The 22081-nt window shown below is 75.6% G+C and carries 15 protein-coding genes; 4 read left to right on the forward strand and 11 right to left on the reverse strand.

Features of this window, described 5'->3' with window-relative positions; translation table 11 throughout:
- Nucleotides 1-6: 6 nt before the first annotated feature.
- Together FB558_RS38365 and FB558_RS38370 are read right to left on the reverse strand one after the other, a co-directional pair.
- Complete coding sequence (locus tag FB558_RS38365; RefSeq protein ID WP_211367135.1) at nucleotides 7-1467, reverse strand: SGNH/GDSL hydrolase family protein; 1461 nt, start codon at nucleotides 1465-1467, stop codon at nucleotides 7-9.
- Nucleotides 1468-1672: 205 nt separating this feature from the next.
- Nucleotides 1673-3790 (reverse strand): SpoIIE family protein phosphatase, encoded by a 2118-nt coding sequence (locus FB558_RS38370; RefSeq protein ID WP_142062973.1) that lies wholly within the window; start codon nucleotides 3788-3790, stop codon nucleotides 1673-1675.
- A 176-nt stretch (nucleotides 3791-3966) separates the two neighbouring features.
- Here FB558_RS38370 and FB558_RS38375 point away from each other — a divergent pair, with 176 nt between their 5' ends.
- Together FB558_RS38375 and FB558_RS38380 are read left to right on the forward strand one after the other, a co-directional pair.
- A complete protein-coding gene (locus FB558_RS38375) occupies nucleotides 3967-8433 on the forward strand; it encodes a HAMP domain-containing protein (protein WP_142062976.1) in 4467 nt (1488 codons plus the stop codon).
- On the forward strand, nucleotides 8430-8978 hold the full coding sequence (locus tag FB558_RS38380; RefSeq protein WP_211367136.1) for a response regulator: 549 nt from the start codon (nucleotides 8430-8432) through the stop codon (nucleotides 8976-8978). The genes FB558_RS38375 and FB558_RS38380 overlap by 4 nt, the downstream gene beginning before the upstream one ends.
- A gap of 148 nt (nucleotides 8979-9126) precedes the next feature.
- On the opposite strand, the gene FB558_RS38385 is transcribed toward FB558_RS38380, so the two are convergent.
- From FB558_RS38385 to FB558_RS38395, 3 genes are read right to left on the reverse strand one after another with little or no spacing between them, the layout of a single operon-like run.
- Nucleotides 9127-9300, reverse strand: coding sequence for a CsbD family protein (locus FB558_RS38385; RefSeq protein WP_142062979.1), 174 nt, complete (start codon nucleotides 9298-9300; stop codon nucleotides 9127-9129).
- 59 nt (nucleotides 9301-9359) lie between these two features.
- The gene (locus tag FB558_RS38390) at nucleotides 9360-9749 is read right to left on the reverse strand and encodes a VOC family protein (protein WP_142062982.1); all 390 of its coding nucleotides are present in this window, start codon (nucleotides 9747-9749) and stop codon (nucleotides 9360-9362) included.
- 33 nt (nucleotides 9750-9782) lie between these two features.
- Nucleotides 9783-10829, reverse strand: a complete 1047-nt coding sequence (locus tag FB558_RS38395; RefSeq protein WP_142062986.1) for an AbrB family transcriptional regulator — start codon at nucleotides 10827-10829, stop codon at nucleotides 9783-9785.
- A gap of 116 nt (nucleotides 10830-10945) precedes the next feature.
- Between FB558_RS38395 and FB558_RS38400 the strand changes: the two genes are divergently transcribed.
- Complete coding sequence (locus FB558_RS38400) at nucleotides 10946-12073, forward strand: Rv2629 family ribosome hibernation factor (protein WP_142062989.1); 1128 nt, start codon at nucleotides 10946-10948, stop codon at nucleotides 12071-12073.
- A 60-nt stretch (nucleotides 12074-12133) separates the two neighbouring features.
- Here FB558_RS38400 and FB558_RS38405 read toward each other — a convergent pair whose 3' ends face one another.
- The 4 genes from FB558_RS38405 to FB558_RS38420 form a co-directional block, all read right to left on the reverse strand.
- Nucleotides 12134-12841, reverse strand: a complete 708-nt coding sequence (locus tag FB558_RS38405) for a DUF3618 domain-containing protein (RefSeq protein WP_142062992.1) — start codon at nucleotides 12839-12841, stop codon at nucleotides 12134-12136.
- Nucleotides 12838-13335 (reverse strand): phage holin family protein, encoded by a 498-nt coding sequence (locus FB558_RS38410; RefSeq protein WP_142062995.1) that lies wholly within the window; start codon nucleotides 13333-13335, stop codon nucleotides 12838-12840. The genes FB558_RS38405 and FB558_RS38410 overlap by 4 nt, the downstream gene beginning before the upstream one ends.
- Nucleotides 13332-14462, reverse strand: coding sequence for a hypothetical protein (locus FB558_RS38415; RefSeq protein WP_142062999.1), 1131 nt, complete (start codon nucleotides 14460-14462; stop codon nucleotides 13332-13334). Before FB558_RS38415 ends, FB558_RS38410 begins: the two co-directional genes overlap by 4 nt.
- Before the next feature lie 92 nt (nucleotides 14463-14554).
- On the reverse strand, nucleotides 14555-15940 hold the full coding sequence (locus FB558_RS38420; RefSeq protein ID WP_142063002.1) for an APC family permease: 1386 nt from the start codon (nucleotides 15938-15940) through the stop codon (nucleotides 14555-14557).
- Between the two features lie 204 nt (nucleotides 15941-16144).
- On the opposite strand from FB558_RS38420, the gene FB558_RS38425 reads away from it, so the two are divergent.
- Nucleotides 16145-16555 (forward strand): STAS domain-containing protein, encoded by a 411-nt coding sequence (locus FB558_RS38425; RefSeq protein WP_142063006.1) that lies wholly within the window; start codon nucleotides 16145-16147, stop codon nucleotides 16553-16555.
- Between the two features lie 16 nt (nucleotides 16556-16571).
- Here the strand turns inward: FB558_RS38425 and FB558_RS38430 are convergent, their stop codons facing one another.
- Both FB558_RS38430 and FB558_RS38435 read right to left on the reverse strand, forming a co-directional pair.
- Nucleotides 16572-17552: a YihY/virulence factor BrkB family protein gene (locus FB558_RS38430; protein WP_246107066.1), complete on the reverse strand. Its 981-nt coding sequence runs from the start codon at nucleotides 17550-17552 to the stop codon at nucleotides 16572-16574.
- A 118-nt stretch (nucleotides 17553-17670) separates the two neighbouring features.
- On the reverse strand, nucleotides 17671-22062 hold the full coding sequence (locus tag FB558_RS38435; RefSeq protein WP_142063009.1) for a SpoIIE family protein phosphatase: 4392 nt from the start codon (nucleotides 22060-22062) through the stop codon (nucleotides 17671-17673).
- Nucleotides 22063-22081: the final 19 nt, after the last annotated feature.

Here is a 22081-nt window from a genome sequence, read left to right on the forward strand (position 1 = left end):
TCGGGATCAGCCCGCGGGCGGCGGCTCGATCTGCCGCACCACCGACGAGGCCATCCGCAGGGACCCGATGCCGGTGGGGTGGAAGGGGAACGGGTCGGCCATGCCCTGCAGGTCCGGGCCCAGCCCGTCGGTGCCCTCCTCGCACAGCAGGCCCAGCTCGGGGTGGGCCACGGCGAAGCCGTACTTCTGCGCGCCCGCCACGAGCACGTCGTTGAGCCGGGAGTTGCGGTCGGTCAGGAGCTCGATCTTCTCGGCGTTCAGGCCGGGGTAGCCCTCCGCGCGGGTGTCGGCGCAGTCGGCGTCGGGCGGGAAGGCCCCGTAGGAGGTCATGATGATGATCTGCGGGCGGCCGGGCAGGTCGTTGAGGTCGATCAGCAGGTCGCCGTACACCCGGTCGAACGCGGCGAGCCGGTAGTCGAACTCGCCCTGGGTGAGCCGGTCGGAGCAGTCGTCGACGCCGTAGCAGTAGCGCAGGAAGTCGGTCCAGCCCACGTCGTTCGGCCCGATGGCCACGACCACGAACCGCAGGTCCTGCGCCTGCTTCAGCACGCCGACCTGCGGCGGTACCGACCGGCCGCCCTGGTCCTGCGGCCCGCGCAGGCCGCTGGTGATGGTGGCGCTCGGGCAGGCCAGGTTCAGCACCCGCGCGGAGGTCAGGTGGCCGATCTCCGCGGCGAGCGAGTCGGTGCTGCGCCCGCAGGCCACGTCGTCCGGGGTGCCGTCGGGCACCGGCGGGCCGCCCAGCCGTGCGGCGCGCGAGTCGCCGATGACCGCGCCGTCGTAGCCGGTGATCGGTGGGCCCACCGGGTCGGGGGTGAGGTGGTAGGCGCCGACGAGCTGGGCGAGCGAGGTGACGCCGCGCAGGCCCTGCATCGAGCCGGTGACGGCGAGCGCACCCGACACCAGCCACGCGAGCACCGCCGTGACGAGCGCGATCACGGTCATCCGGCGGGCGGCGCGCACGCAGTAGGAGAAGATCTCGTGCAGCGGCGCGTGGCCGCCCCCGCCGGTGCGGCTCTGGCGCCACAGCACGACGAGGGTGCGGATGCCGGCCGCACCGGCCGCGGACGCGAGGGTGAAGGCGAGCAGCCCGAGCCCGCCCAGGACGTACCAGGTGAGGAACCCGCCGGTGACGGCCGAGACCGCCTCCTCGCGCGCCTGCGGGCCCGCGGCGGGGTCGAACACGGCCGCGGCGGCGGCGTTGCGCTGCACCGGGCCCATCGTCAGCTCGGGGCGCAGCGGCCCGTAGACGTGCAGCCGGTCGACGTCGAGGGCGGTGTTGCCGACCTGCACGAGCCGTGCGGGGCCTGCGACCGACAGGTCGGGGGGCCGGGCGCCGACGCTGATGTGCTGGCCGAACGCCACGAGGTCCTGCGCGGGGGTGAGCGCGACGGTGACCGGGATCCCCACACCGAGGCAGAACAGCACCAGCAGGAGCGTCGGCCAGGAGCGGAGTTCCCGGAGCACGGTCCGCCGGGTGCGTTTCGCGTCCAGTGGTCCTCCTCTCGGGTCCGGATCACGGACCGGCCGCTGACAGGATGCGTCACGCGAACCGCCGAGGGTACGACCGACCGGGCTATCCCGCGGCCCGCGACCGCACGTTGGAGCCACACTGCTGCTCACAAGCCGTGAGAACAGCAGTACGGCTCCAACGTGCGGTCTCTGGGCCGGTCTACGGGGCGGCGCGGACGGCGAGGAGCGCGACGTCGTCGTCGAGCGGTTCGGCGCTGAAGCGCTCCACCGCCTCCCGCACGGCGCCCACGACCTGCACCGCGGGCTTGCCCGCCGCGCCCGCGGCGACGGCGAGCAGGCGCTCGGCGCCGAACAGCTCCCGGCCCCGGCGGCGCTCGGTGACGCCGTCGGTGTAGACCAGCAGCGTGTCGCCGGGCCCCATGTGGTGCTGGGTGCAGCTCAGGCGCACCGAGGGGACCAGCCCGACCGCCGTGCCGAACGTGCCGATCAGCTCGGCGGTGCCGTCGGCGCGCACCAGCACCGGCTGGACGTGCCCGGCGAGCGCGAGCTCGACGTCCAGCCCGCCGCGCGGGTCGGCGCTGCCGCCGGGGCCCCGTCTGCGCCTGCTCACCATGGCGGCGGCGAGCGTGCAGAACTGCAGGGGGTCGTCGGCCTCGATCATGACCTCGTTGAGCATCTCGATCGCCCGCGGCAGGGACCGGTCGTCGCGGACCAGCACGCGCAGGACGTCGCGGACGAGGCCGGTGCGGGCCGCGGCCCGGGCACCCTTGCCGCAGACGTCGCCGATCGACACCAGCCAGTGCGACGGGTCCACGGTGAGCACGTCGTAGAAGTCGCCGCCGACGTCGGAGCCGGTGCTGGCGGGCAGGTACTCCGAGGCGAAGTCCACGCCCGGCACGACCGGCAGGGCGCGCGGCAGGAGCGCCTGCTGCAGCGCCTGCGACACCGCGACGTGCGCACCGGTGCTCTGCGCGTTGTGGATCGCGAGCGCCGCGCGGCGGGCGACGTCGCCGGCGAGCACGACGTCCTCCGGGCTGTGCGGCCTGCCCTCGGGCCTGCCGACGAGCAGGGTGCCCAGGGTGCGGCCCCGGGCGCGCAGCGGCAGGGCGATCCCGTCGGTCGGCACGGCGAAGCGCACCGCCGAGGTGCCGTCGCGCACCACCTCGGCGAGGCGCTGGCGCAGCTCGGCGGGCAGCCCGGGGCTGCCGCCCGGGTCGAGGACCCCGCGCAGCTCGGTGAGGGCGTCCTCGTGGGCGTGGGTGAGCGCGGCGAGCTGCAGCGCGCCGGAGGGGTCGACGAGGTGCACCGCGCACCACCGGCCCAGCCGCGGGACGACGACCTGCGGGACCACGGCGACGGCGAGGTCGACGTCGAGCGACTGCCCGAGCAGCTCGCTGGTCTCGGCGAGGTAGGTCATCCAGGCCCGCCTGCGCTGGTCGACCCCGCGCAGCCACTGCGACTCGACGGCCATCGCCACGCGGTAGGCGATCAGCTCGGTGAGGTCGCGGGTGCGGTCGGGGTCCGACGATGCGGAGCCGCCGTGGCGGTGCACCACCCGCAGCACGCCGCGCAGCGGGGCGGTGGTGGGCAGCCGGACCTCGACCGTGCGGGCCAGGCGCTGGATGCCGGCCCCCACGCCGCCCTGGACGCCGTCGTGGGCGACCTCGCGCGCGCCGGTGCCGTCGCCCTCGTCGACCTCGACGCTCACCGACTCGGCGTCGAGCAGTTCGCGGAGCCTGCGGACGAGCTCGGCCACCAGCTCGGCGGGCTCGAGCCGGTCCACCAGCCCGGGGGGCACGTGCAACAGCCACCGGGCCTGCTCGGCCGTGGTCCACACCCGCTCGGCGTCGGGCGGAGCCGGCGGGGCCTCGGGTGCGGCGGGCCGGTCCCCCCTGGCGAGGGAGAACCAGGTGACGTGGCGCCCGTCGGCCTCGTGGCGGGTGCCCCACACGGTGGCGAGCCGCTGCACCAGCGCGAGCCCGCGCCCGTGGCTGGCGGCGCGGCCGTAGCGCTGGCGCGGCTGCGAGAGGTGCAGCTCGAGCGGGCCGGCGCCGCGGTCGGTCACCTCGACGGTGATGTCGGCCTCGGTGACGGTGAGGGCGATCTCGAACTCGGTGCCCGCGTGCAGCACGGCGTTCTCGCAGAGCTCGCTGGCGAGCAGGATCACCGTGTCGACGAGGTCGGCGAGACCGCCGTCGTCAGGACCGTCGTCGCCTCGCCCGAGATCGCGCAGCGCTTCCTGGAGCATCCGCCGCGCTCGACCGGCGGATCGGGCGTCCGGCGGCAGCCTGGTCCGCCGCTCGAGCTGAACGGGCACGGCGTGCAGTCTGCACTGTCGGACCCGCGGGCGCTCGGGCCGGGACGCCGACGGGGCCCACCCCTGGGTGGATCGTCTAGGGTCGGGGTGCGGCGGCCGCGCCGGTGTCCCGGTCCGCGTGGAAGCGGCGCGCGCCCGTGCCCGGCCGCCGGTCCGAGCATGGGAGGACGGCCGTCATGACCACGAGTCCGCGCCAGAGCACCGAGCCGAGCGGCGGTGCGCCCCCTCCTGGGGAGGGTGCGCTGCTGGCCGAGCTCGCCGATGCGCTGCGCCAGGTGCGGCAGGGTCGGTTCGACGTTCGGCTGCCCCGCAGCACCGGCCTGCCGGGCGAGGTGATCGACGAGTTCAACGAGCTGGTCGCGATGCAGGAGCGGCGCAACCGCGACCTGCTGCGGATCAGCCGCGTGGTGGGCCGCGAGGGCCGGATGTCCGACCGGCTCGACGAGGAGGCCTACGACGGGGCGTGGGCAGAGGGCATCCAGGCCGTCAACGGCCTCGTGGACGACCTGGTCGCGCCCACGGCGGAGATCGCCCGCGTGATCGAGGCGGTGGCCGAGGGCGACCTGTCCCAGCACATGGCGCTGGAGATCGAGGGCCGCCCGCTGCGCGGGGAGTTCCGGCGCATCGGCCGCACCGTGAACACGATGGTCGACCAGCTCTCGAGCTTCGCCGACGAGGTCACGCGCGTGTCCCGGGAGGTGGGCACCGAGGGCATGCTGGGCGGGCAGGCCGACGTCCGCGGCGTCGCCGGCACCTGGCGGGCGCTCACCGACTCGGTGAACACGATGGCGAGCAACCTGACCAACCAGGTCCGCTCGATCTCCACGGCCGCCACCGCGATCGCCCAGGGCGACCTGTCGCGCAAGATCACGGTGAACGCGCGCGGTGAGATCGCGGAGCTCGCCGACACGATCAACTCGCTCACCGACACGCTGCGCCGCTTCGCCGACGAGGTCACGCGCGTCGCCGTGGAGGTGGGCACCGAGGGGCGCCTCGGCGGGCAGGCCGCCGTGCCCAACGTCGCCGGCACCTGGAAGAACCTCACCGACGCGGTGAACCTGATGGCCGCGAACCTCACCGACCAGGTGCGCGGCATCGCCTCGGTGGCCACCGCGGTGGCCAGCGGCGACCTGAGCCAGAAGATCGCCGTCGACGCGCGCGGGGAGATCCTGGAGCTCAAGTCGACGGTGAACACGATGGTCGACCAGCTCTCGAGCTTCGCGGACGAGGTCACGCGGGTGGCGCGCGAGGTGGGCATCGAGGGCAAGCTGGGCGGGCAGGCCGCGGTGCCCAACGTCTCGGGGACCTGGCGCCACCTCACCGAGAACGTCAACGAGCTGGCGGGCAACCTCACCGCGCAGGTGCGCAACATCGCGCAGGTCACCACCGCGGTGGCGAGCGGCGACCTGTCCCAGAAGATCACCGTGGATGCGCAGGGCGAGATCCTGCAGCTCAAGTCGACGGTGAACACGATGGTCGACCAGCTGTCGTCGTTCGCGGACGAGGTCACGCGGGTGGCGCGCGAGGTGGGCACCGAGGGGAAGCTGGGCGGGCAGGCGGAGGTGCAGGGCGTCGCGGGCACGTGGCGCGACCTCACCGAGAACGTCAACCAGCTCGCCGGCAACCTCACCGGCCAGGTCCGCAACATCGCGCAGGTCACCACGGCGGTGGCGCAGGGCGACCTGTCGCAGAAGATCACGGTCGACGCCCGGGGCGAGATCCTGGAGCTCAAGTCGACGGTGAACACGATGGTCGACCAGCTGTCGTCGTTCGCCGACGAGGTCACGCGGGTGGCGCGCGAGGTGGGCACCGAGGGGAAGCTGGGCGGCCAGGCGGAGGTCAAGGGCGTCGCGGGCACCTGGCGCGACCTCACCGACAACGTCAACTACATGGCCTCGAACCTCACGGGGCAGGTGCGCAACATCGCGCAGGTCACCACGGCGGTGGCGCAGGGCGACCTGTCGCAGAAGATCACGGTCGACGCCCGGGGCGAGATCCTGGAGCTCAAGTCGACGGTGAACACGATGGTCGACCAGCTGTCGTCGTTCGCGGACGAGGTCACGCGGGTGGCGCGCGAGGTGGGTACCGAGGGGAAGCTGGGCGGCCAGGCCACGGTGAAGGGCGTCGCCGGGACCTGGCGCGACCTCACCGAGAACGTCAACCAGCTCGCGGGCAACCTCACCGACCAGGTGCGCAACATCGCCCAGGTCACCACGGCCGTCGCCCGGGGCGACCTGAGCCAGAAGATCACCGTCGACGCCCGGGGCGAGATCCTCGACCTCAAGCTGACCGTCAACACGATGGTCGACCAGCTGTCGTCGTTCGCCGACGAGGTCACGCGCGTGGCGCGCGAGGTGGGGGCCGAGGGCAAGCTGGGCGTGCTGGCCCAGGTCCGCGGCGTCTCGGGCACGTGGCGCGACCTCACCGAGAACGTCAACCAGCTGGCGTCCACGCTCACCACGCAGCTGCGCGCGATCTCCGAGGTCTCCACGGCGGTGGCGAGCGGTGACCTGACCCAGCAGATCACGGTGGCCGCGCGCGGGGAGATCGCCGACCTCAAGGACACGATCAACCAGATGATCGCCGCCCTGCGCGCCACCACGCTGGAGAACGCCGAGCAGGGCTGGCTGGACTCCAACCTGGTGCGCATCGGCGGCCTGCTGCAGGGCCAGCGCGACCTGCGCGAGGTCTGCCAGATGGTGATGAACGAGGTCGCTCCGCTGGTGAACGCCCAGGTCGGGGCGTTCTTCCTGGCCGCGGAACCGGCCGTCATCACCGGCAGCGACCCGGACCGCTGGGTGATGTGCGGCGGCTACGCGATGAGCGCGGGTGACCCGCCGCTGTCGTTCGGCCCGGGCGAGGGGCTGGTCGGCCAGGCCGCGGCCACGCGGCAGAGCGTGCTGGTCGAGAACGTCCCCGACGACTACCTGCCGATCCGCTCGGCGGTGGGCGCCGCACCGCCGCGGGCGGTCGCCGTGCTGCCCGTGCAGTTCGAGGGGGAGTGCCTCGGGGTGATCGAGCTCGGGTCGGTGGTGTCGTTCTCGCCGCTGCACCTGTCGTTCCTGGAGCGCCTCGTGGCCACGATCGGCGTCACGATCACGACGATCCGGGCCAACCGGCGCACCGAGGAGCTGCTGTCGCAGTCCCAGGGCCTGGCGATGGAGCTGCAGGACCAGTCGGCCGAGCTGCAGCGGGCCAACGCGGAGCTGGAGGAGAAGGCCGAGCAGCTCTCGCAGCAGAACCGCAACGTCGAGATCAAGAACATGGAGATCGACGCGGCGCGCCGGGGCGTGGAGGAGAAGGCGCAGCAGCTGGCACTGGCCAGCCAGTACAAGTCGGAGTTCCTGGCCAACATGAGCCACGAGCTGCGCACCCCGCTCAACTCGCTGCTGCTGCTCTCGCGCCTGCTCGCCGACAACCCGAACAACAACCTCACCGACAAGCAGATCGAGTTCGCCAGCACCATCCACAGCGCGGGCTCGGACCTGCTGCGGCTGATCGACGACATCCTCGACCTGTCCAAGATCGAGGCCGGCCGGGTGGACGTCGAACCGGCGCCGGTGAACCTGGCGCAGGTGCGCTCCTACGTCGAGCAGGCGTTCCGGCCGCAGGCCGAGGAGAAGGGCCTCCAGCTGCGCGTGGAGGCGGCGGGCGAGCTGCCCGAGCAGATGACCACCGACGTGCAGCGGCTGCAGCAGGTACTGCGCAACCTGCTGGCCAACGCCGTGAAGTTCACCGACTCCGGCGAGGTCACGCTCACCGTCGCGCCCGTGCCCACCGGCACCCTGCACGGGGTGCCCGCGCTGGACTCGGCCCGTACCGTGATCGGATTCGCCGTCGGCGACACCGGCATCGGCATCCCACAGGAGAAGCTCGAAATGATCTTCGAGGCCTTCCAGCAGGCCGACGGCACCACCAGCCGCAAGTACGGGGGCACCGGACTGGGGCTGTCGATCTCCAAGGAGCTCGCGCGGATGCTCGGTGGCAAGATCGAGGTCACCTCGGAGCCCGGCAGGGGCTCGGTCTTCACGCTGCTGCTGCCCGACGAGCTGCCGCCGGTCACGGCGGCCGCGGCCCGGATGGCGCCGCGGCAGGTCCCCGCGCTCGCGCTGCCCGCCCCGCCCAGCGATCCCCCGCGCCCGCCGAGCTCGGGCAACCCGATCCTGCGCACCGCTCCCGGCGGGCCCGCCGGGGTGCGCTCGGCGCCGGAGCTGGCCGGGGTCACGGTGCTGATCGTCGACGACGACGTGCGCAACGTGTTCGCCCTGACGAGCGCGCTCGAGCTGCACGGGCTCACCGTGCTCTACGCCGACAACGGCTCCGAGGGGATCCGGCTGCTGACCGAGCATCCCGAGGTGGACGTCGTGCTGATGGACGCGATGATGCCCGACCTGGACGGCAACGAGACGACCCGCCGCATCCGGGAGCTGCCGCTCGGCGAGGAGCTGCCGGTGGTGTTCCTGACCGCGAAGGCGATGCCCGGTGACCAGGAGACGAGCCTGGCCGCCGGCGCCACCGACTACGTCACGAAGCCGGTCGACCTCGACGAGCTGCTCCGGCTGATGGCGTCCTGGGTGGCGCCGCGGCGGGGACGGGCGACCACCACGGGCGCGCGCACGGGAATCGCCGGTGGTGGCACGTGATCCGCCAGACGGCGCGGGTGCTGGCGGTGGACGACCGGCGCGAGAACCTCCTCGCCCTCCAGGCGATCCTCGAGGGCCTGCCCATCGAGCTGGTGGCCGTCACGAGCGGGGAGGACGCGCTCAAACGGCTGCTCGTCGAGGACTACGCGGTGATCCTGCTCGACGCGCACATGCCCGGCATGGACGGCTTCGAGACCGCGGGCCACGTCAAGCAGCGCGAGCGCACCCGCCACATCCCGATCCTGTTCCTCACCGCCGTCGACTACGACCCGCACCTCGCCTTCCGGGGCTACCAGGCGGGCGCGGTGGACTACATCACCAAGCCGTTCGACCCGTGGGTGCTGCGCTCGAAGGTGGCGGTGTTCGTCGACCTGTGGTCCACCCACACCCAGCTGGCCGACCGGGCTGCGGAGTGCGGCGTGCTGCGCGGCGCCATCGACGACGCGCTGGAGCTCCTGGAGAGCGGCGACCCGGCCGACCTGGCCACGGCCCGCACCCGGCTGGCGACCGTGCGGGGGTCGCGGCTCGGGCCGACCGGCTCGTAGGAACTCCCACCCGGACGAACGGCACTCTCGTCGGTACCTAGCCGACGAAAGTGCCGTTCGTCATGCGGATCCCCACGTCGGGCATGGAGGGGCCCCGGCCGGTCGGGGGACGGCCGGGGCCCGGTGCGGGGTTGTCCAGGGGAAGGGCTTACTTGCGGAAGGCGTCCTTGATCTTGTCGCCCGCCTGCTTGATGTTGCTCTTCGTCTGGTCGCGGTCGCCCTGCGCCTCGAGCTCCTCGTCGCCCGTGGCCTGGCCCACCTTCTCCTTCGCCTTGCCGCCGAACTCCTCGAGCTTGTGGTCCATCTTGTCGTCGGTGCCCATGACGCCCGGATACCCGCGAACAGGGGGGCACACACGCGGCAACCCGCCGTTCGGGTGAATCAGGCTCGCACGAGGCAGAAGGGGTGGCCGGCCGGGTCGAGGTAGACGCGGAAGCTGCTCCCCGGCGGCTGCACCTCGTGCTTGCGGGCGCCGAGCGCGAGCACCGCGGGCTCGGCGGCGTCCAGGTCGGGCACGTCGAAGTCGAGGTGGATCTGCTGGGGTCGCTCGTCGCCGGGCCAGTCGGGCGCCACGTGCCCGGGTGCGTGCTGGAAGGCGAGCGCGACCCCGCCGGTCGCGGCGAGCTGGACCCAGCCGTCGTCGTCCTGCACGACCGGGGCGCCGGTGAGGGCGCTGTAGAAGGCGGCGAGCCCGCGGGGGTCGCGGCAGTCGAGCGCGACGACACCGAGGGTGGCGACGCCGGTGGTCGGTGTGGTCGGAGAAGCGGTCATGCCCGGCGACGGTAGCGCCGCCGGTGACCGTCGTCAGCCCGGACGGGCGACGAGGCGTGCGACCACGGGCGCGACCAGCAGCATGACCACCACCCGCAGCACCTGCACGGCCACGACGAACGTGACGTCGGTGCCGGCGGAGATCGCCGTGGCCAGCACCGCGTAGACGCCGCCGGGGGTGGTGGCCAGGTAGCCCTCCAGCAGGGTCGCGCCGGTCATGGCGGAGAGCGCCAGCCCCAACCCGGCGCAGGCGACGACGACGGCGGCGATCAGCGCCGTGGCCGGCAGCAGCACGCCCAGCACCGTCCGCAGGCTCTCGCGGGTGAACCGGACACCGGCCTGCCAGCCGATCACGGCGTAGGCCAGCTCGACGACCAGCGTCGGCGGGGTGGCCCCGAACGACCACCCGGTGAGGTTCGCGGCGATGGCGAGCACCATCGGGCCCAGCAACGAGCCGGCCGGCACCCGGGCCAGGCGGGCGAGGGCGCTGCCACCCACCGCGCAGACGAGCAGGAAGCCCACGTCGAGGGCGAGCGGGGTCGGCGCGGCCGCCGCCACCGCCGCCCCGCTGGGCGCGGCCGCGAAACCGACGGCCGCGACCACCGGCATGGTGGCGGTGACCAGCCCGACCCGCAGGTACTGCACGACCGCGACGACCCGGTCGTCGCCACCGAGCTCGCGGCTCACCGCGACCAGGCCGGACGCGCCGCCCGCGGTGAGCGCGAGCATCCCGGTGATCGGCGAGACCCCGCGGCGCAACCCCAGCAGCAGGCCGGCGCCCATGCTGAGCGCGAGCGTGCCGGCGACGGCCAGCAGCACCGGCCCCCACTGCGCGGCGAGCCCGGCCAGCGTGGCGGGCTGGGCGAGCACGCCGATGACGACTCCGATGACCGCCTGCGCCGCCCCGGTCGCCCGCCGCGGCACCGCGGAGGGTGCGAGCCCGCCCAGTGCGAGGGCCGTGGCGACGAGCAGGCCGGCGAACAGGGCGGGGGAGGGCACGTCGAGCGCCGCCATGGCGGCCGTTCCCCCGGCGGTCAGCGCCACCAGCACGCCCCAGCGCACCCACTCCCGCGACCACATCGATCTCGATCCTCGGGCATCGGGGACCCCGACGCCCGACCGGCCCGCGTGGCCCTGCTCACCGTGCCCGGTCCACCTCGGGGTTCACCGCCCGGGACGGCGGGTAGGCCCCCGAGGTGGACCTGCGATTCCTGCGTGAACTGACCGACAAGCCGGGCCCGTTCGCCACGGTGTACCTGGACGCGTCGCACGACACGGACGATGCGGCACGCGCCCTGGCGCTGCGCTGGGCCGAGGCCCGCGCGAGCCTCGCCGAGCAGGGGGCCGACGCGGCCACGCTCGACGCGCTGGCCGCGGCCGTGGACGCCGCCCCGCCCGCGGTGGGACGGGCCGGGAGGGTGCTCGTGGCGCGCGGCGGGGAGGTCGTGCTGGACCGGACCCTTCCCGAGCCGCCCCAGCGGCCCACGTGCCGCTGGGGTCCGCTGCCGGACCTGCTGCCGGTGCTCGTGGAGCAGCCCGAGCCGGTGACGGCCGTCGTCGTGCGCGTCGACGAGACGGGCGGGGAGGTGTTCGTGGCCGGCCCCGACGCCGGTCCCGACCGCGTCGAGGACGTCCAGGGCAGCGAGTACCTGGTGCACAAGGTGCGCGGTGGCGGCTGGTCGCACCTGGCGATGCAGGAGCGGGTGGAGGAGAGCTGGCGGCGCAACACCGCCGAGGTCGCCGAGCGCGTCGACCGGCACGTCTCCGCCACGGGGGCGAGCGTCCTGGTCGTCGCGGGCGAGCCGCGCTCGCGCTCCCGCCTGGTCGACGCGCTGGGCGAGCGCAGCGCGTCCATCGCGGTGCAGGTCGACCACAGCGGTGGCGCCACCGGCGACGACCTCGCCGCGGCGGTCGCGGAGGCCGTGCAGGACGTGGTCACCGCGCATCGCAGGGCACTGCTCGAGCGCTACGAGCAGGCGGCCGGGCGACCCGACGGGCTCGCCGTCCAGGGCATCCGGGACGTGCTCGCGGCACTGCGCGCCGAGGCCGTCGACACGCTCCTGCTCGACGCGGGTGCCACCCGCGACACCACGGTGTGGATCTCCGACGCGCCCGCGCAGGTGGCCGAGGCGGCCGAGGACCTGCGGGCCACCGGCTCCGAGCCGACGGGCGAGGTCGCGGTGGACGCCGCGCTGCTGCGGGCGGCCGCGGGCACCGGTGCCGGGTTCGTCGCGATCGGCGGCGGCCGGACGGGGCTGGTCGGCCACCCGCTCGAGGACGGAGTCGGTGCCCTGCTGCGCTACCCGCTGCCGACCGGCGCCTGACCGCGGGTGCCGGTTGTTCGTGGTCGCGATCGCGACCACGAACAACCGACACCGCCCGTGTCAGCGCTGCGTGCTCTGCTGCACCGTGCCGGCGGCGTCCTGGGCCTCGTTCTGCACGCGCCCGGCAGCGCTGCGGCCCTCGTCGGCCACGGTGCGCCCGGCGTCGGACGCGGTGGAGCGGACCGCGCCGACCGCCTCCTGAGCCGGACCGGCGAGCTCGTCCTTGACCTCGCTCGCGGCCTGGCGCGCCGCCTCGGCCACCGGCTTGCCGAGCTCGGTGGCGCGTTCCCTGGCCCGGTCGGCGAGCTCCTGCTCCCGGCGGGCGGCCGGCAGCAGCGAGGAGACCAGCCATCCGGCCCCGAACGCGATCAGACCCGCGGCGAGCGGGTTGCCCTGCGCCTGCCTGCGCGCGGCCGACGGCGCTTCGGCGACCGCGTCCGCGGCGGACGACGCCGCGTCCGACACCCCGGATGCGGCGGAGGACGCGGTCCCGGTCGCCGAACCGGCCACCTGGTGCGCGGTCTCCCGCACGCCGTGCCCGCCGCCGTGCCCGGGGCTGCTGCCCATGACGTTCTCCTTCCACCTGGCCGCGGTGCTGCGGGCGCGCGCCACGCGCCGCTCGACGACGCGACCGGGGGTCACCTTCTCGGTGAGCGCACCGACGTCGTCGCTGAGGTGGCTCTGGGTCCGCTCGATCTCGCGGCGGATCTCGTCGGGGTCGGTGGGGGTCGGGCTCGGGGTCGACCCGGCCGGGTACTGGCTGGTCACGGGGTACCTCCTCGGCGGCCTCGGAGGGCGTCGGGAACGGAGCTGAGGGTGTCGACGGTGCGTTCGGGCGTGGGCGAGACGTCGCGGAGCCGGGAGCGCCCGGTGACGGCGAGGACGGCGGCGGCGATCCCCCACAGCACCCCGACGAGCAGGCCTGCCCAGCCGGCGTCCATGAGGTGGGAGAGCCCCGCCCAGAGGGCGAGGGAGAGGAAGAGGACGGCGAAGAGGGCCGCCACGCCGGCGGCGCCGAGGGCACCGGCGGCCTTCCCGGTGGTCACCGCCTCCTGCCGCAGCTCGGCCCGGGCGAGCGCGAGCTCCTGGCGCACGAGGGTGGACAGGTCGCGGGCCACGTTGCCGACCAGCTCGCTGACCGGCGTCGCGCCCACGTCGGCGTTCACGTCGGCGCCCACGTCGGCGTTCACACGCAGGCCGGGGTCGGTCGGCGGGCCGGCCGGTGCACCGCCCGGGGGCGGTGGTGGGGTGGGAACGGTCATCGGCGGCCGTCCCCGTACTCGTCACCGGCGGGCTCGGCGTGCGGTGCGGTGGATCCGCGCTCGAGCTCCTCGACGTACTCGCCGACGGTGGACGCCTCGGAGTTCAGGGCGTGGGCGGGCGGAGGGCCGGCACCGGGGACGCCGGAGCCGGCCGGGGCCGGGCCGGGACCGTCCAGCGGCTCATCGGCGCGGGGCCGGGGCGTCGGCTGGGCGGGGCCGCCGGCCGGCGGCGGCGTCCAGCCCCCGGACGGGGTGGGGCCGGCAGCGGCGGGGGCCCAGGTGCCGGACCGCTCGTGCGCCTGGCCCGGCGCGGGCGGGCGCCACGGATCGGGACCAGCGCCTCCGCCACCGGCGCCGGTGGGCCCACCCGGCCGCGGTGCGGCGGGTGGCGCGGGAGGCGGGGGAGGGGACTGAGGTGCGTGCGGCGGCCCTCCGGGCGCAGCCCCGGGGGGAACCGGCGCGACCGGGGCCGGCGGGACCGGGGGTTGCCCGGGCACGGGTGGCGGTGCGGCGTGCTGCCCGGCGGGCAGGTCCGGTGGCAGGCCGGGCGGGGCGGCGTGGACGGGCGCCGGTGGCACCGGCGGGGAGCCGCCGCCCTGCTGCCCGTCGGCCCGGGAGTCGCGCGCGGAGTCGACGGCGCCGCGCGTGAGCCGTCCGGCCAGCACGCCGGCGAGGGCGGCGCCGACCAGGAACGTCCCCGGTCGACGCCGGGCGAACCCGCGGACCTCCTCCAGGAGGTCGCCCGGTTCGCGGCCGCGCAGCCACTCGGCGGCAGCGTCGATGCGGTCCGCGGCCTGGGCGGCGAGGTCGGTGGCGGCGCCGCGTTCCGGGCTGCCGTCCACCATCTGGTGCAGCTCGGCCGCGAGCGCGGCGAGGCCGTCCGCCGCCTGGTGCTGACCGTTCCTGGCCTGCGCGGTGACCTGGTCGCGGGCCTGCGCCAGCAGGTCACCGGCCTGGCGGCGGGCCTCCTGGGTGACCTGGCCCGCCTGGTCGGCTGCGGTGCCGGCGACGTGGCGGGCTTCGTCGGCCCCGGTCCGCCCGACGCGGGTGGCCTCGTCCCTCGCCGCCTCGGGCGCGGAGCGACCGGAGGGGGCCCCGTACTGCGGGCCGGTGGTCTGGTCGGTCATCGCCGCTCCTGTCCCTCGTGGGTGGAGATGTCGGGATCGAACGATCCGTCACTGCCTCTTGCGTCACCTCCGACTACCCACGAGTGGGGCGTCTACCCCCGTCCGGGTTCCTGGACGGCTCCGGAGCAGCGACGGGCCGCACGGTCGCCGAGCCGGGCCACGCCGTAGAGGACCACCCCGAGCAGGAGGAGCAGTGCGGCGCGCAGCCACACCGTGGCCTCCTGCTGGGCGGCGAGCGCGACGCAGGACAGCAGCCCGAGCCACGGCAGGGCGAGCGGGATCCGGACGTGGTCGGGCTCGCCCTGGTCGGGGCGGCGGCGCAGCACGATGACGGCCAGGTTGGTGCTGCCGAACGTCACGAGCAGCAGCAGCACGACGGTGTTGGCGAGGTCGGTCAGGTCACCGGTGAGCGTCAGAGCCATGGAGACCGCCAGCGTGGCGACGATCGCGACCCACGGGGTGCGGCGGCCGGGCAGGACCCGGGCGAGCACCGGGGGCAGCAGCCCGTCGGTGGCCATGCCGTAGGCGAGGCGGCTGGAGTAGATGCCCGACAGGAGCGCGGTGTTGGCCACCGCCACGAGCGCGACCACGGAGAACAGCCAGACCGGGATCCCGACGTCGGCGAGGCGCACCACCTCGAGCAGCGGACCCGTGGAGCCCGCGAGTGCCTCGACCGGCACGGTGAGGGTGACGACGAGCCCCACGAGCAGGTAGAGCGCACCGGCCAGCAGCAGGCCCCCGATGAGCGCGACGGGGTAGTTGCGCCGCACGTCGCGGGTCTCCTCGGCCATGTTGGCGGAGGTCTCGAACCCGACGAACGAGTAGAACGCGAGCGCCGCCCCGGCGAGCACGGCGAGCGCAACCCCGCCCGCCCCGCCGGGTGGCAGGTCGGCGAGCCGGGACGCGTCCGCGTCACCGCGCCCGATGACGAGCGCGCCGAGCACGACGACGAGCACCAGGCCTGCGGCCTCCACGAGGGTCATGACGATGTTGGCGCGCATCGACTCGCTGATCCCGCGGGCGTTGAGCAGACCGACCGCCACGAGGAACACCAGCGCCACCGGAAGCGCCGGGAGCGGCACGAGCGCGTCGAGGTACTCCCCGGCGAACGCGAGCGACAGCCCCGCGACGCTCGTGACGCCCGCCGCGAGCCCGCAGAACCCCACGAGGAACGACACCGCCCGGCTGCCGAACGCGCGGTGGGCGAACACGGCGGCGCCGCCCGCCTGCGGGAAGCGGGTGACGAGCTCCGCGTAGGACGCGGCCGTCAGCAGCGCGAGCCCGAGCGCCACCAGGAGCGCGAGCCACAGCGCGCCCCCGGCCTGCGCGGCCGCCTCGCCCACCAGCGTGTAGATGCCCGCCCCGAGGATGTCCCCGACCACGAACAGCAGCAGCGCGCGCCGGGTGATCGCGCGGCGCAGCGTCGGTGCGCCGCGCTCCCCGTGGTCGGCGGTGGACGTGGAACGCTCATCTCCCATCCCGCCGTATCACCCGCAGGGGGATCGATCAAACAGCCGGCGCGCCGCCGCGACGCAGCGTGACGGCACTCCCACACGCCCGCGTGGTCGGCTGGTCCAGGTGGGTGGGCGGCACTTGCCACGCCTGCGAGCCGGGGGCAGGGTGGGCCGCGCGAGCACGTCCCGAAGGGCACCCTCGCAGGCCCGCGTACGGAACGGGATGGCATGACCCACGGATCCGAGCTCCCCGCCAGCGCCCCTTGCGGGGCACGGCGCACGGTCCCGGCGGGTCTGCTGCGGGTCGCCGTCTCGCAGGCGCGGCCGGGGGTGCTGGTCGTGTCGCCCGTCGGGGAGATGGACGCCGGCACCGCCGACGTGCTGCGCGACGCCGCGCGGGACGCCGTGGCCTCCACCCCGCGCTGCGTGGTGGTCGACCTCGCAGGCCTCACGTTCTGCGGTTCGACCGGCCTGGTCGTGCTGCTCGACGCGTGCCGCCGGGCCGAGGCCGCGGGGGTGCGCTTCAGCACGGTGGACGGGCCGCGGATCGTCCGCCGGGTCCTGGAGATCACCCAGCTCGGCCCGGTGCTCGGTCACCGGGAGACCCTCGACGACGTGCTGTGCGAGCTCGACGCCTGATCCGCCCGGTCCGCGGTCAGCCGGGCCCCTCGGCCACCTCGTCCGCGGCCACCGCACGCCGCTCGCCCATCGGCGCCGGGGGCCCGTGGGTGGTGTCGCGCCGGGTCTGCCGCTCGGACTCGGCGTTGACCTCGGCCCCCAGCAGGACGATGTAGCTGGTCAGGTACAGCCACAGCAGCAGCACCACCACGCCGGCGAGGGCGCCGTAGGTCTTGTTGTAGCTGCCGAAGTTGTCGACGTAGAGGCTGAAGGCCAGGCTGCCGACGATCCACAGGGCGGCGGCGACCACCGCCCCGGGGCTGACCCAGCGCATCCGCGGCGCGTCCCGGTCGGGCGCGACGCGGTAGACCACCGCGAGCGCGACGATCACCACGGTGATCAGCAGGCCCCACCGCACGACCTGGGCGAGGAGCGTGCCGAGCGGGCCGAGCGGGAGCGCGTCGAGCAGCGGCGGGACGAGCGCGACCAGCGCCAGCGCCACCAGCACGAACACGATCGCGCCGAACGTGAGCAGCAGCGCGGTGCCGCGCAGCCGCGCGAAGCCCCGCGACTCCTCCTCGTCGTAGGCGATGTTGACCGCCTGCATGAGGTTCCCGGTACCGCTGGAGGCCGACCACAGGGCGGCGAGCAGCGAGACGACCAACCCCAGGCCGAGCGCGCCGCCGCTGGTGGACACGATCGCGCCGAGCTGGTCGGCGACCAGTGGCCGGGTCTGCTCGGGGAGCGCCGCCGCGAGCCCCTCGACCTGGGCCGCCGCCTGTGCCGGGTCGGCCACCAGCCCGTAGACGGTCAACGCCGCGATGAGCGCCGGGAACACGGCGAGGAAGGCGAAGAACGCCACCCCGGCCGCCAGCATCGGGACGTGGTCGGCGCTGCTCTCCCGCATCGCGCGGCGGACCACCTGCCACCACCCGCGGGCCGGGATCTCCGTCGGGGTGGCGGCCTGGTCGCCCGGCAGGGGGCCGGATTCGCGGGCGGACGCGGGCTGGCTTGCCACGGCGGCTCCTCGGGTCGTGGACGAGGTCGGAAGCCCCGGGTAACCGGTGGCGGGAGCGCCAACCGTCCGTGGGTCCGCCGAACGGGTCGGCGTGCCCCGCGGTGTCCCGCGCCCCCGGTCAGCCGTCCGCGTCGTGCAGCTCGAGCACGTCGTCGACGCCGCTGAGGGCCAGCGCGCGGCGCACGACGTCGGCGGGGGCGACGAGCAGGCGCAGCCGACCGCCTGCGGCGCGGACCGTCCGGTCGGCCTCCACGAGCAGCGCGATGCCGGCGCTGGCCAGGTAGGTCGTGGGCCGCAGGTCCACGGTGAGCTCGTGGCCCGCGGCCGCGGCCTGCAGCAGCTCGTCGCGCACGCACCGCACGCCCGCGAGGTCCAGCTCGCCGTGCACCCGCACGGACCGCCCGTCCGGGCCGGGCCCGGGACGCAGCGCGGCAGGCCCGGTCGGTGCCGGGCGGGCCGGCCGCGGGGTGGGCTCGACGGTGGCGGGCGGGCCGCCCGACGGCGGGACGGTGAAGAGCACCTCGGTGCCGCCGGGCCCGTGGTTCAGCTGCATCCGGCTGCTCACGTCCCGGATGAGCTCCAGCCCGCGGCCCCGGTAGCCCTTGTCCTCCGGCACGGGACGCCATGCGCCCTCGTCCCGCACGTGCGCGCGGACACCGCCGTCGGCGTCGCGTTCGAGCTCGACGGCCATCGGGCCCGGCGCGCGGCCGCGGTAGGCGTGCTCGACGGCGTTGGCGGCCGCTTCCCCGACGGCGAGCTGCAGGTCGTAGACGTCGTCCTCGTCCATTCCGGCCGCGGCGGTCCAGGCGAGCAGCGTGGCCCGCAGCTCCCGCAGGACCGCGGCCTCGGCGGGCAGCACCAGCCGCAGCGGCGCCGGCGCCAGCCGGGCGACGATGAGCGCGACGTCGTCGGCCGGGTCGGGTTCCTCCGCGTCGGCGCCGGGCGCGAGGGCCCCGGCGAGGAGGGCGTCGGTGAGCGGAGCGGGGGCGAGCGCGTGGTGGCGGGCCACGAGCGCGGCGAGCCGGTCGATGCCGTCGTCGACGAGCTCGCCGCGCCGTTCGACCAGCCCGTCGGTGTAGAGCACGATCGTCTCGCCGGGCCGGAGGGCGGCGCTGCCCGCGGTGTACGCGGGCCTGCCGCGCACGCCGAGCACGGTGCCCGCCGCGTCCTCCAGCGGTCGGCACCCGTCGGGGCCGGCGACGAGCGGCGGCGGGTGCCCGGCGCGGGCCCAGCGCAGCCCGCCCGTCTCGGGGTCGAGCACGAGGCAGGCCACCGTGCTCCCGGTGGCTCCCGGGACGCGCGCGGCGAACCGGTCCAGCCGTTCGAGGGCCTGCTCGGGCTCGTGGCCCTCCAGCAGGTAGCCCGACAGCGCGCTGCGCAGCTGCCCCATGATCGCGGCGGCGCGCGCGCCCTGGCCGACGACGTCGCCGACCGCGATCGCCACCCGCCCGTCGTCGAGCGGCAGCACGTCGTACCAGTCGCCGCCGGCCTGCGCCCCGCGTGCGGCCGGCAGGTACCGCGACGCCAGCGGCAGCCGCTCCAGGCGGGGCAGGGTGGGGGGCAGCAGGCTGGTCTGCAGGGTCTCGGCGATGAGCCGCCGCTCGTCGGCGGTGGCGGCGCGCTCGAACGCGGGTGCGGCCTGGGCGACGAGGGCGAGCACGAACTCGCGCTCGTCACGGGGGAACGCCCGTTCGGTGCGGAAGGCCAGCCCGATCGTCCCGACGACCCGCCCGGCGGCGGTGAGCGGCAACGTCGCGGCGGCGTGCTGGCCGTCCGCGGTGGCCGCCGCGACGAGGCCCGGCCACTCCCGCGCCCACTCGTCGCGGTCGCGGATCCACACCGGCTCCCCGGTGCGCACGGCGGTGGCGACCGGTACCTCGTCGTCGGGGCGCGGGGCGGCGATCGTCTCGCGGTGGGCGGGCCCGTGACCGTCGGCGTGGACGAGGCGGATGCCGCGCTCCGGATCGGCCAGGTGCACGCTGACGGCGTCGGCCCCCAGCACGCCCGGCAGCCGCGCGACGAGCAGCCGGGCCGCCTCGGCGACGCTGCCCGCGGACGCCAGGTCCCCGCTGACCTGCTGCAGGTGCCGTTCCCGGGTGCGCTGGCGGTCCGCGGCCAGCATCAGCGACGCTCGCCGGCCCAGCTCCGCGGCGAGGTCGAGCTCGCTGGGGTGGTAGTAGCGGCTCGACCCGAAGTTCACGAACGCGAGCAGGCCCACCACCCGCTCGCCGATCCGCAGCGGGACGACGAGGGCGTTGCTCGCGTGCAGCGCGATGCGCGCGTCCGCGTCCCCCTCGTGCGCGGTCGAGCGGTTGAGCTGGTCGGTGACCGGGACGACGACGGGCTGGCCGGGCGCGAACGCCTCGGCCAGCGGGGTCGGGAGCCGTGTCGGGCCCAGCTCGCGCAGGGCGCCCGCGGTGGTGGCGTCGTCGCAGGCGACGGCGACCTGGCGCAGGAGCCCGTCCGCTCCGGTCATCGACACCACCGCGGCGTCGCCCAGGTCGCGGAACACGAGGTCGGCCAGGTGGGTGAGCCGCTCCTCGGCGCTGCCGCCGTCGGCGACGAGGCGCCCGGTCTCGGCGAGGAGCGCGGCCGAGCGTTCGGCGCGCTTCTGCTCGGTGATGTCGACGGTGAGCCCCTGCGCGGTGATCGGCGCCCCGTCGGTGCCGGTGACGACGTGCACCACCTGGTGCAGCCACAGGACCCGGCCGTCGATCGACACCGCGCGGTAGCTGATGTCGTGGTCGAGGCCCGATTCGGTGCGGTCGCTGGTGGTGGCCAGCGCCTCGGTGCGGTCCTCGGGGTGGATGATCGAGGGCCAGAAGCCTGCGTCGTCGCACCACCGCTCGGCCGGGTGGCCGAGGAGCTCCTCCGCGCGGTCGGACACGAACGTGAACCGCAGGCTGCGGCTGTCCGGCCGCCACTGCGCCTCCCACACGATCGCGGCGAGGCCCTGCACCATCGCGCGCAGCCGGGCGGCCGCGGCCTCGGAGGCCGCGCGGGCGGCGTGCTCGGCGGCGACGTCGCGGCGGATCTGCTCGGCCTGCCGCTCCTCGGTGACGTCGACCGTCGTGCCGAGGAATCCGGTGAGCGCGCCCGCGGCGTCGCGCAGCGGGCGCGCCGTGGCGTGGACGTGCCGCAGCGCACCGTCGCGGCCGCTGATGCGGTAGGTCGTGTCCCAGACGCTGCCGTCGCGCACGGCGGCGCTCCACCCCGCGACCGTCGCCTCGCGATCGTCGGGGTGCACCCCCTCGACCCAGGCGCTCCCGGTGAGCTCGCCGACCGGGCGGCCCCACAGCTGCGCCACCTGCTCGTTGGCGAACGTGGTGGCGCCCCTGCGGTCGGCCACCCAGATCCCCACCGGCGCCTGGGACAGCAGCGTGCGGTAGCGCTCGCCGTCCTCGTAGAGGGTCGGGCCCGACGCACCGGAGCCCCCGGTGGCGCCGCGGCGGATCGCGGCGACGCGGTCGACATCGGCCAGCACCGCGCCGGCGTGGGCGGCGACGTCGTCGAGGAAGGCGAGCTGGTCCTCGTCCAGGGGGAGGTAGGGGGAGGCGCCGAGGACGAGGGCGCCGTGCGGCGTGCTGCCCTCGGACCCGCCCAACGGCAGCACCACCGCGGTGTCCGGGGGGAGGGGCCCGGGCGGGTGCGGAGGCGGGGGGAACGTCCCGGGGAAGCGCTCGCGCAGCCCGCCGACCACCACGCGCGTCCCGGTGCGCAGCGCCTGCCGGACGGCGGAGCCCGCGTCGACGGGTCCGCCGTCGGCTCCCGCGTCGTCCGCAGCCGGCAGCGTCGGCAGCGGGCCCGTGATCCCGTACGCCGCGGCCACCCGCAGGGGCGCGGTGCCGTCCGGGCCGTCGGCCCGGCACAGCGCCGCGAAGGGGACGTCGCGGCGGTCGCGGGCCAGTGCGTCCAGGACCGCGCTGGCGACCGCGTCGGTCGCCCCGTCTCCCGCGCCGGGGCCGGTGGCGTCCAGCCGCACGGCGGACAGCTCGCCGATCGCCGCGAGGGTGGCGCGCCTGCGTTCGGCGAGCACGCGCCCGGTCGTCTCGGTGGCGGTCGTGAACACGCCGACGACGGTGCCGTCCTCGTCCCGGACCGGGGAGTGGGCGAACGTCCACCAGGTCTCCTGCGGCCGGGAGCCGCGCTGCAGCAGCAGCGACCGGTCGGTGCCCGCGACGGCCTCGCCGTCGGCGAGGACCCGGTGCAGTGCCGGTCCGAGCGCGGGCCACGCCTCGGCGAACCCGTGCTCGCCCGGGGCGCCGAGGGCTGCCGGGTGGGCGTCCCCGACCTGGGCGGCGAAGGCGTCGTTGTAGAGCGCGACGAGGTCGGGGCCGCACCAGACGAGCATCGGCGACGGCGACTCCAGCACCAGCGCGACGGCCGCGCGCAGCGCTCCCGGCCACGTGCCGACCGGACCGAGGGGGGTGGCGGACCAGTCGCGGGCGCTGACGATCCGGCCCAGCTCTCCGGCCGCGGCACCGAAGGGGAGCTGCCGGGCGGCGGTCACGCCGGAAGTCTAGGACCGA

It is taken from the genome of Pseudonocardia kunmingensis, from assembly GCF_006716445.1.
In the GTDB taxonomy this organism is placed as follows: domain Bacteria; phylum Actinomycetota; class Actinomycetes; order Mycobacteriales; family Pseudonocardiaceae; genus Pseudonocardia; species Pseudonocardia kunmingensis.

Coding starts and splice junctions, on each gene's coding strand:
- FB558_RS38385 (WP_142062979.1), bottom strand. CDS start 9,300: ATGGGCACCGACGACAAGATGGACCACAAGCTCGAGGAGTTCGGCGGC.
- FB558_RS38410 (WP_142062995.1), bottom strand. CDS start 13,335: ATGACCGTTCCCACCCCACCACCGCCCCCGGGCGGTGCACCGGCCGGC.
- FB558_RS38375 (WP_142062976.1), top strand. CDS start 3,967: ATGACCACGAGTCCGCGCCAGAGCACCGAGCCGAGCGGCGGTGCGCCC.
- FB558_RS38415 (WP_142062999.1), bottom strand. CDS start 14,462: ATGACCGACCAGACCACCGGCCCGCAGTACGGGGCCCCCTCCGGTCGC.
- FB558_RS38420 (WP_142063002.1), bottom strand. CDS start 15,940: ATGGGAGATGAGCGTTCCACGTCCACCGCCGACCACGGGGAGCGCGGC.
- FB558_RS38390 (WP_142062982.1), bottom strand. CDS start 9,749: ATGACCGCTTCTCCGACCACACCGACCACCGGCGTCGCCACCCTCGGT.
- FB558_RS38395 (WP_142062986.1), bottom strand. CDS start 10,829: ATGTGGTCGCGGGAGTGGGTGCGCTGGGGCGTGCTGGTGGCGCTGACC.
- FB558_RS38425 (WP_142063006.1), top strand. CDS start 16,145: ATGACCCACGGATCCGAGCTCCCCGCCAGCGCCCCTTGCGGGGCACGG.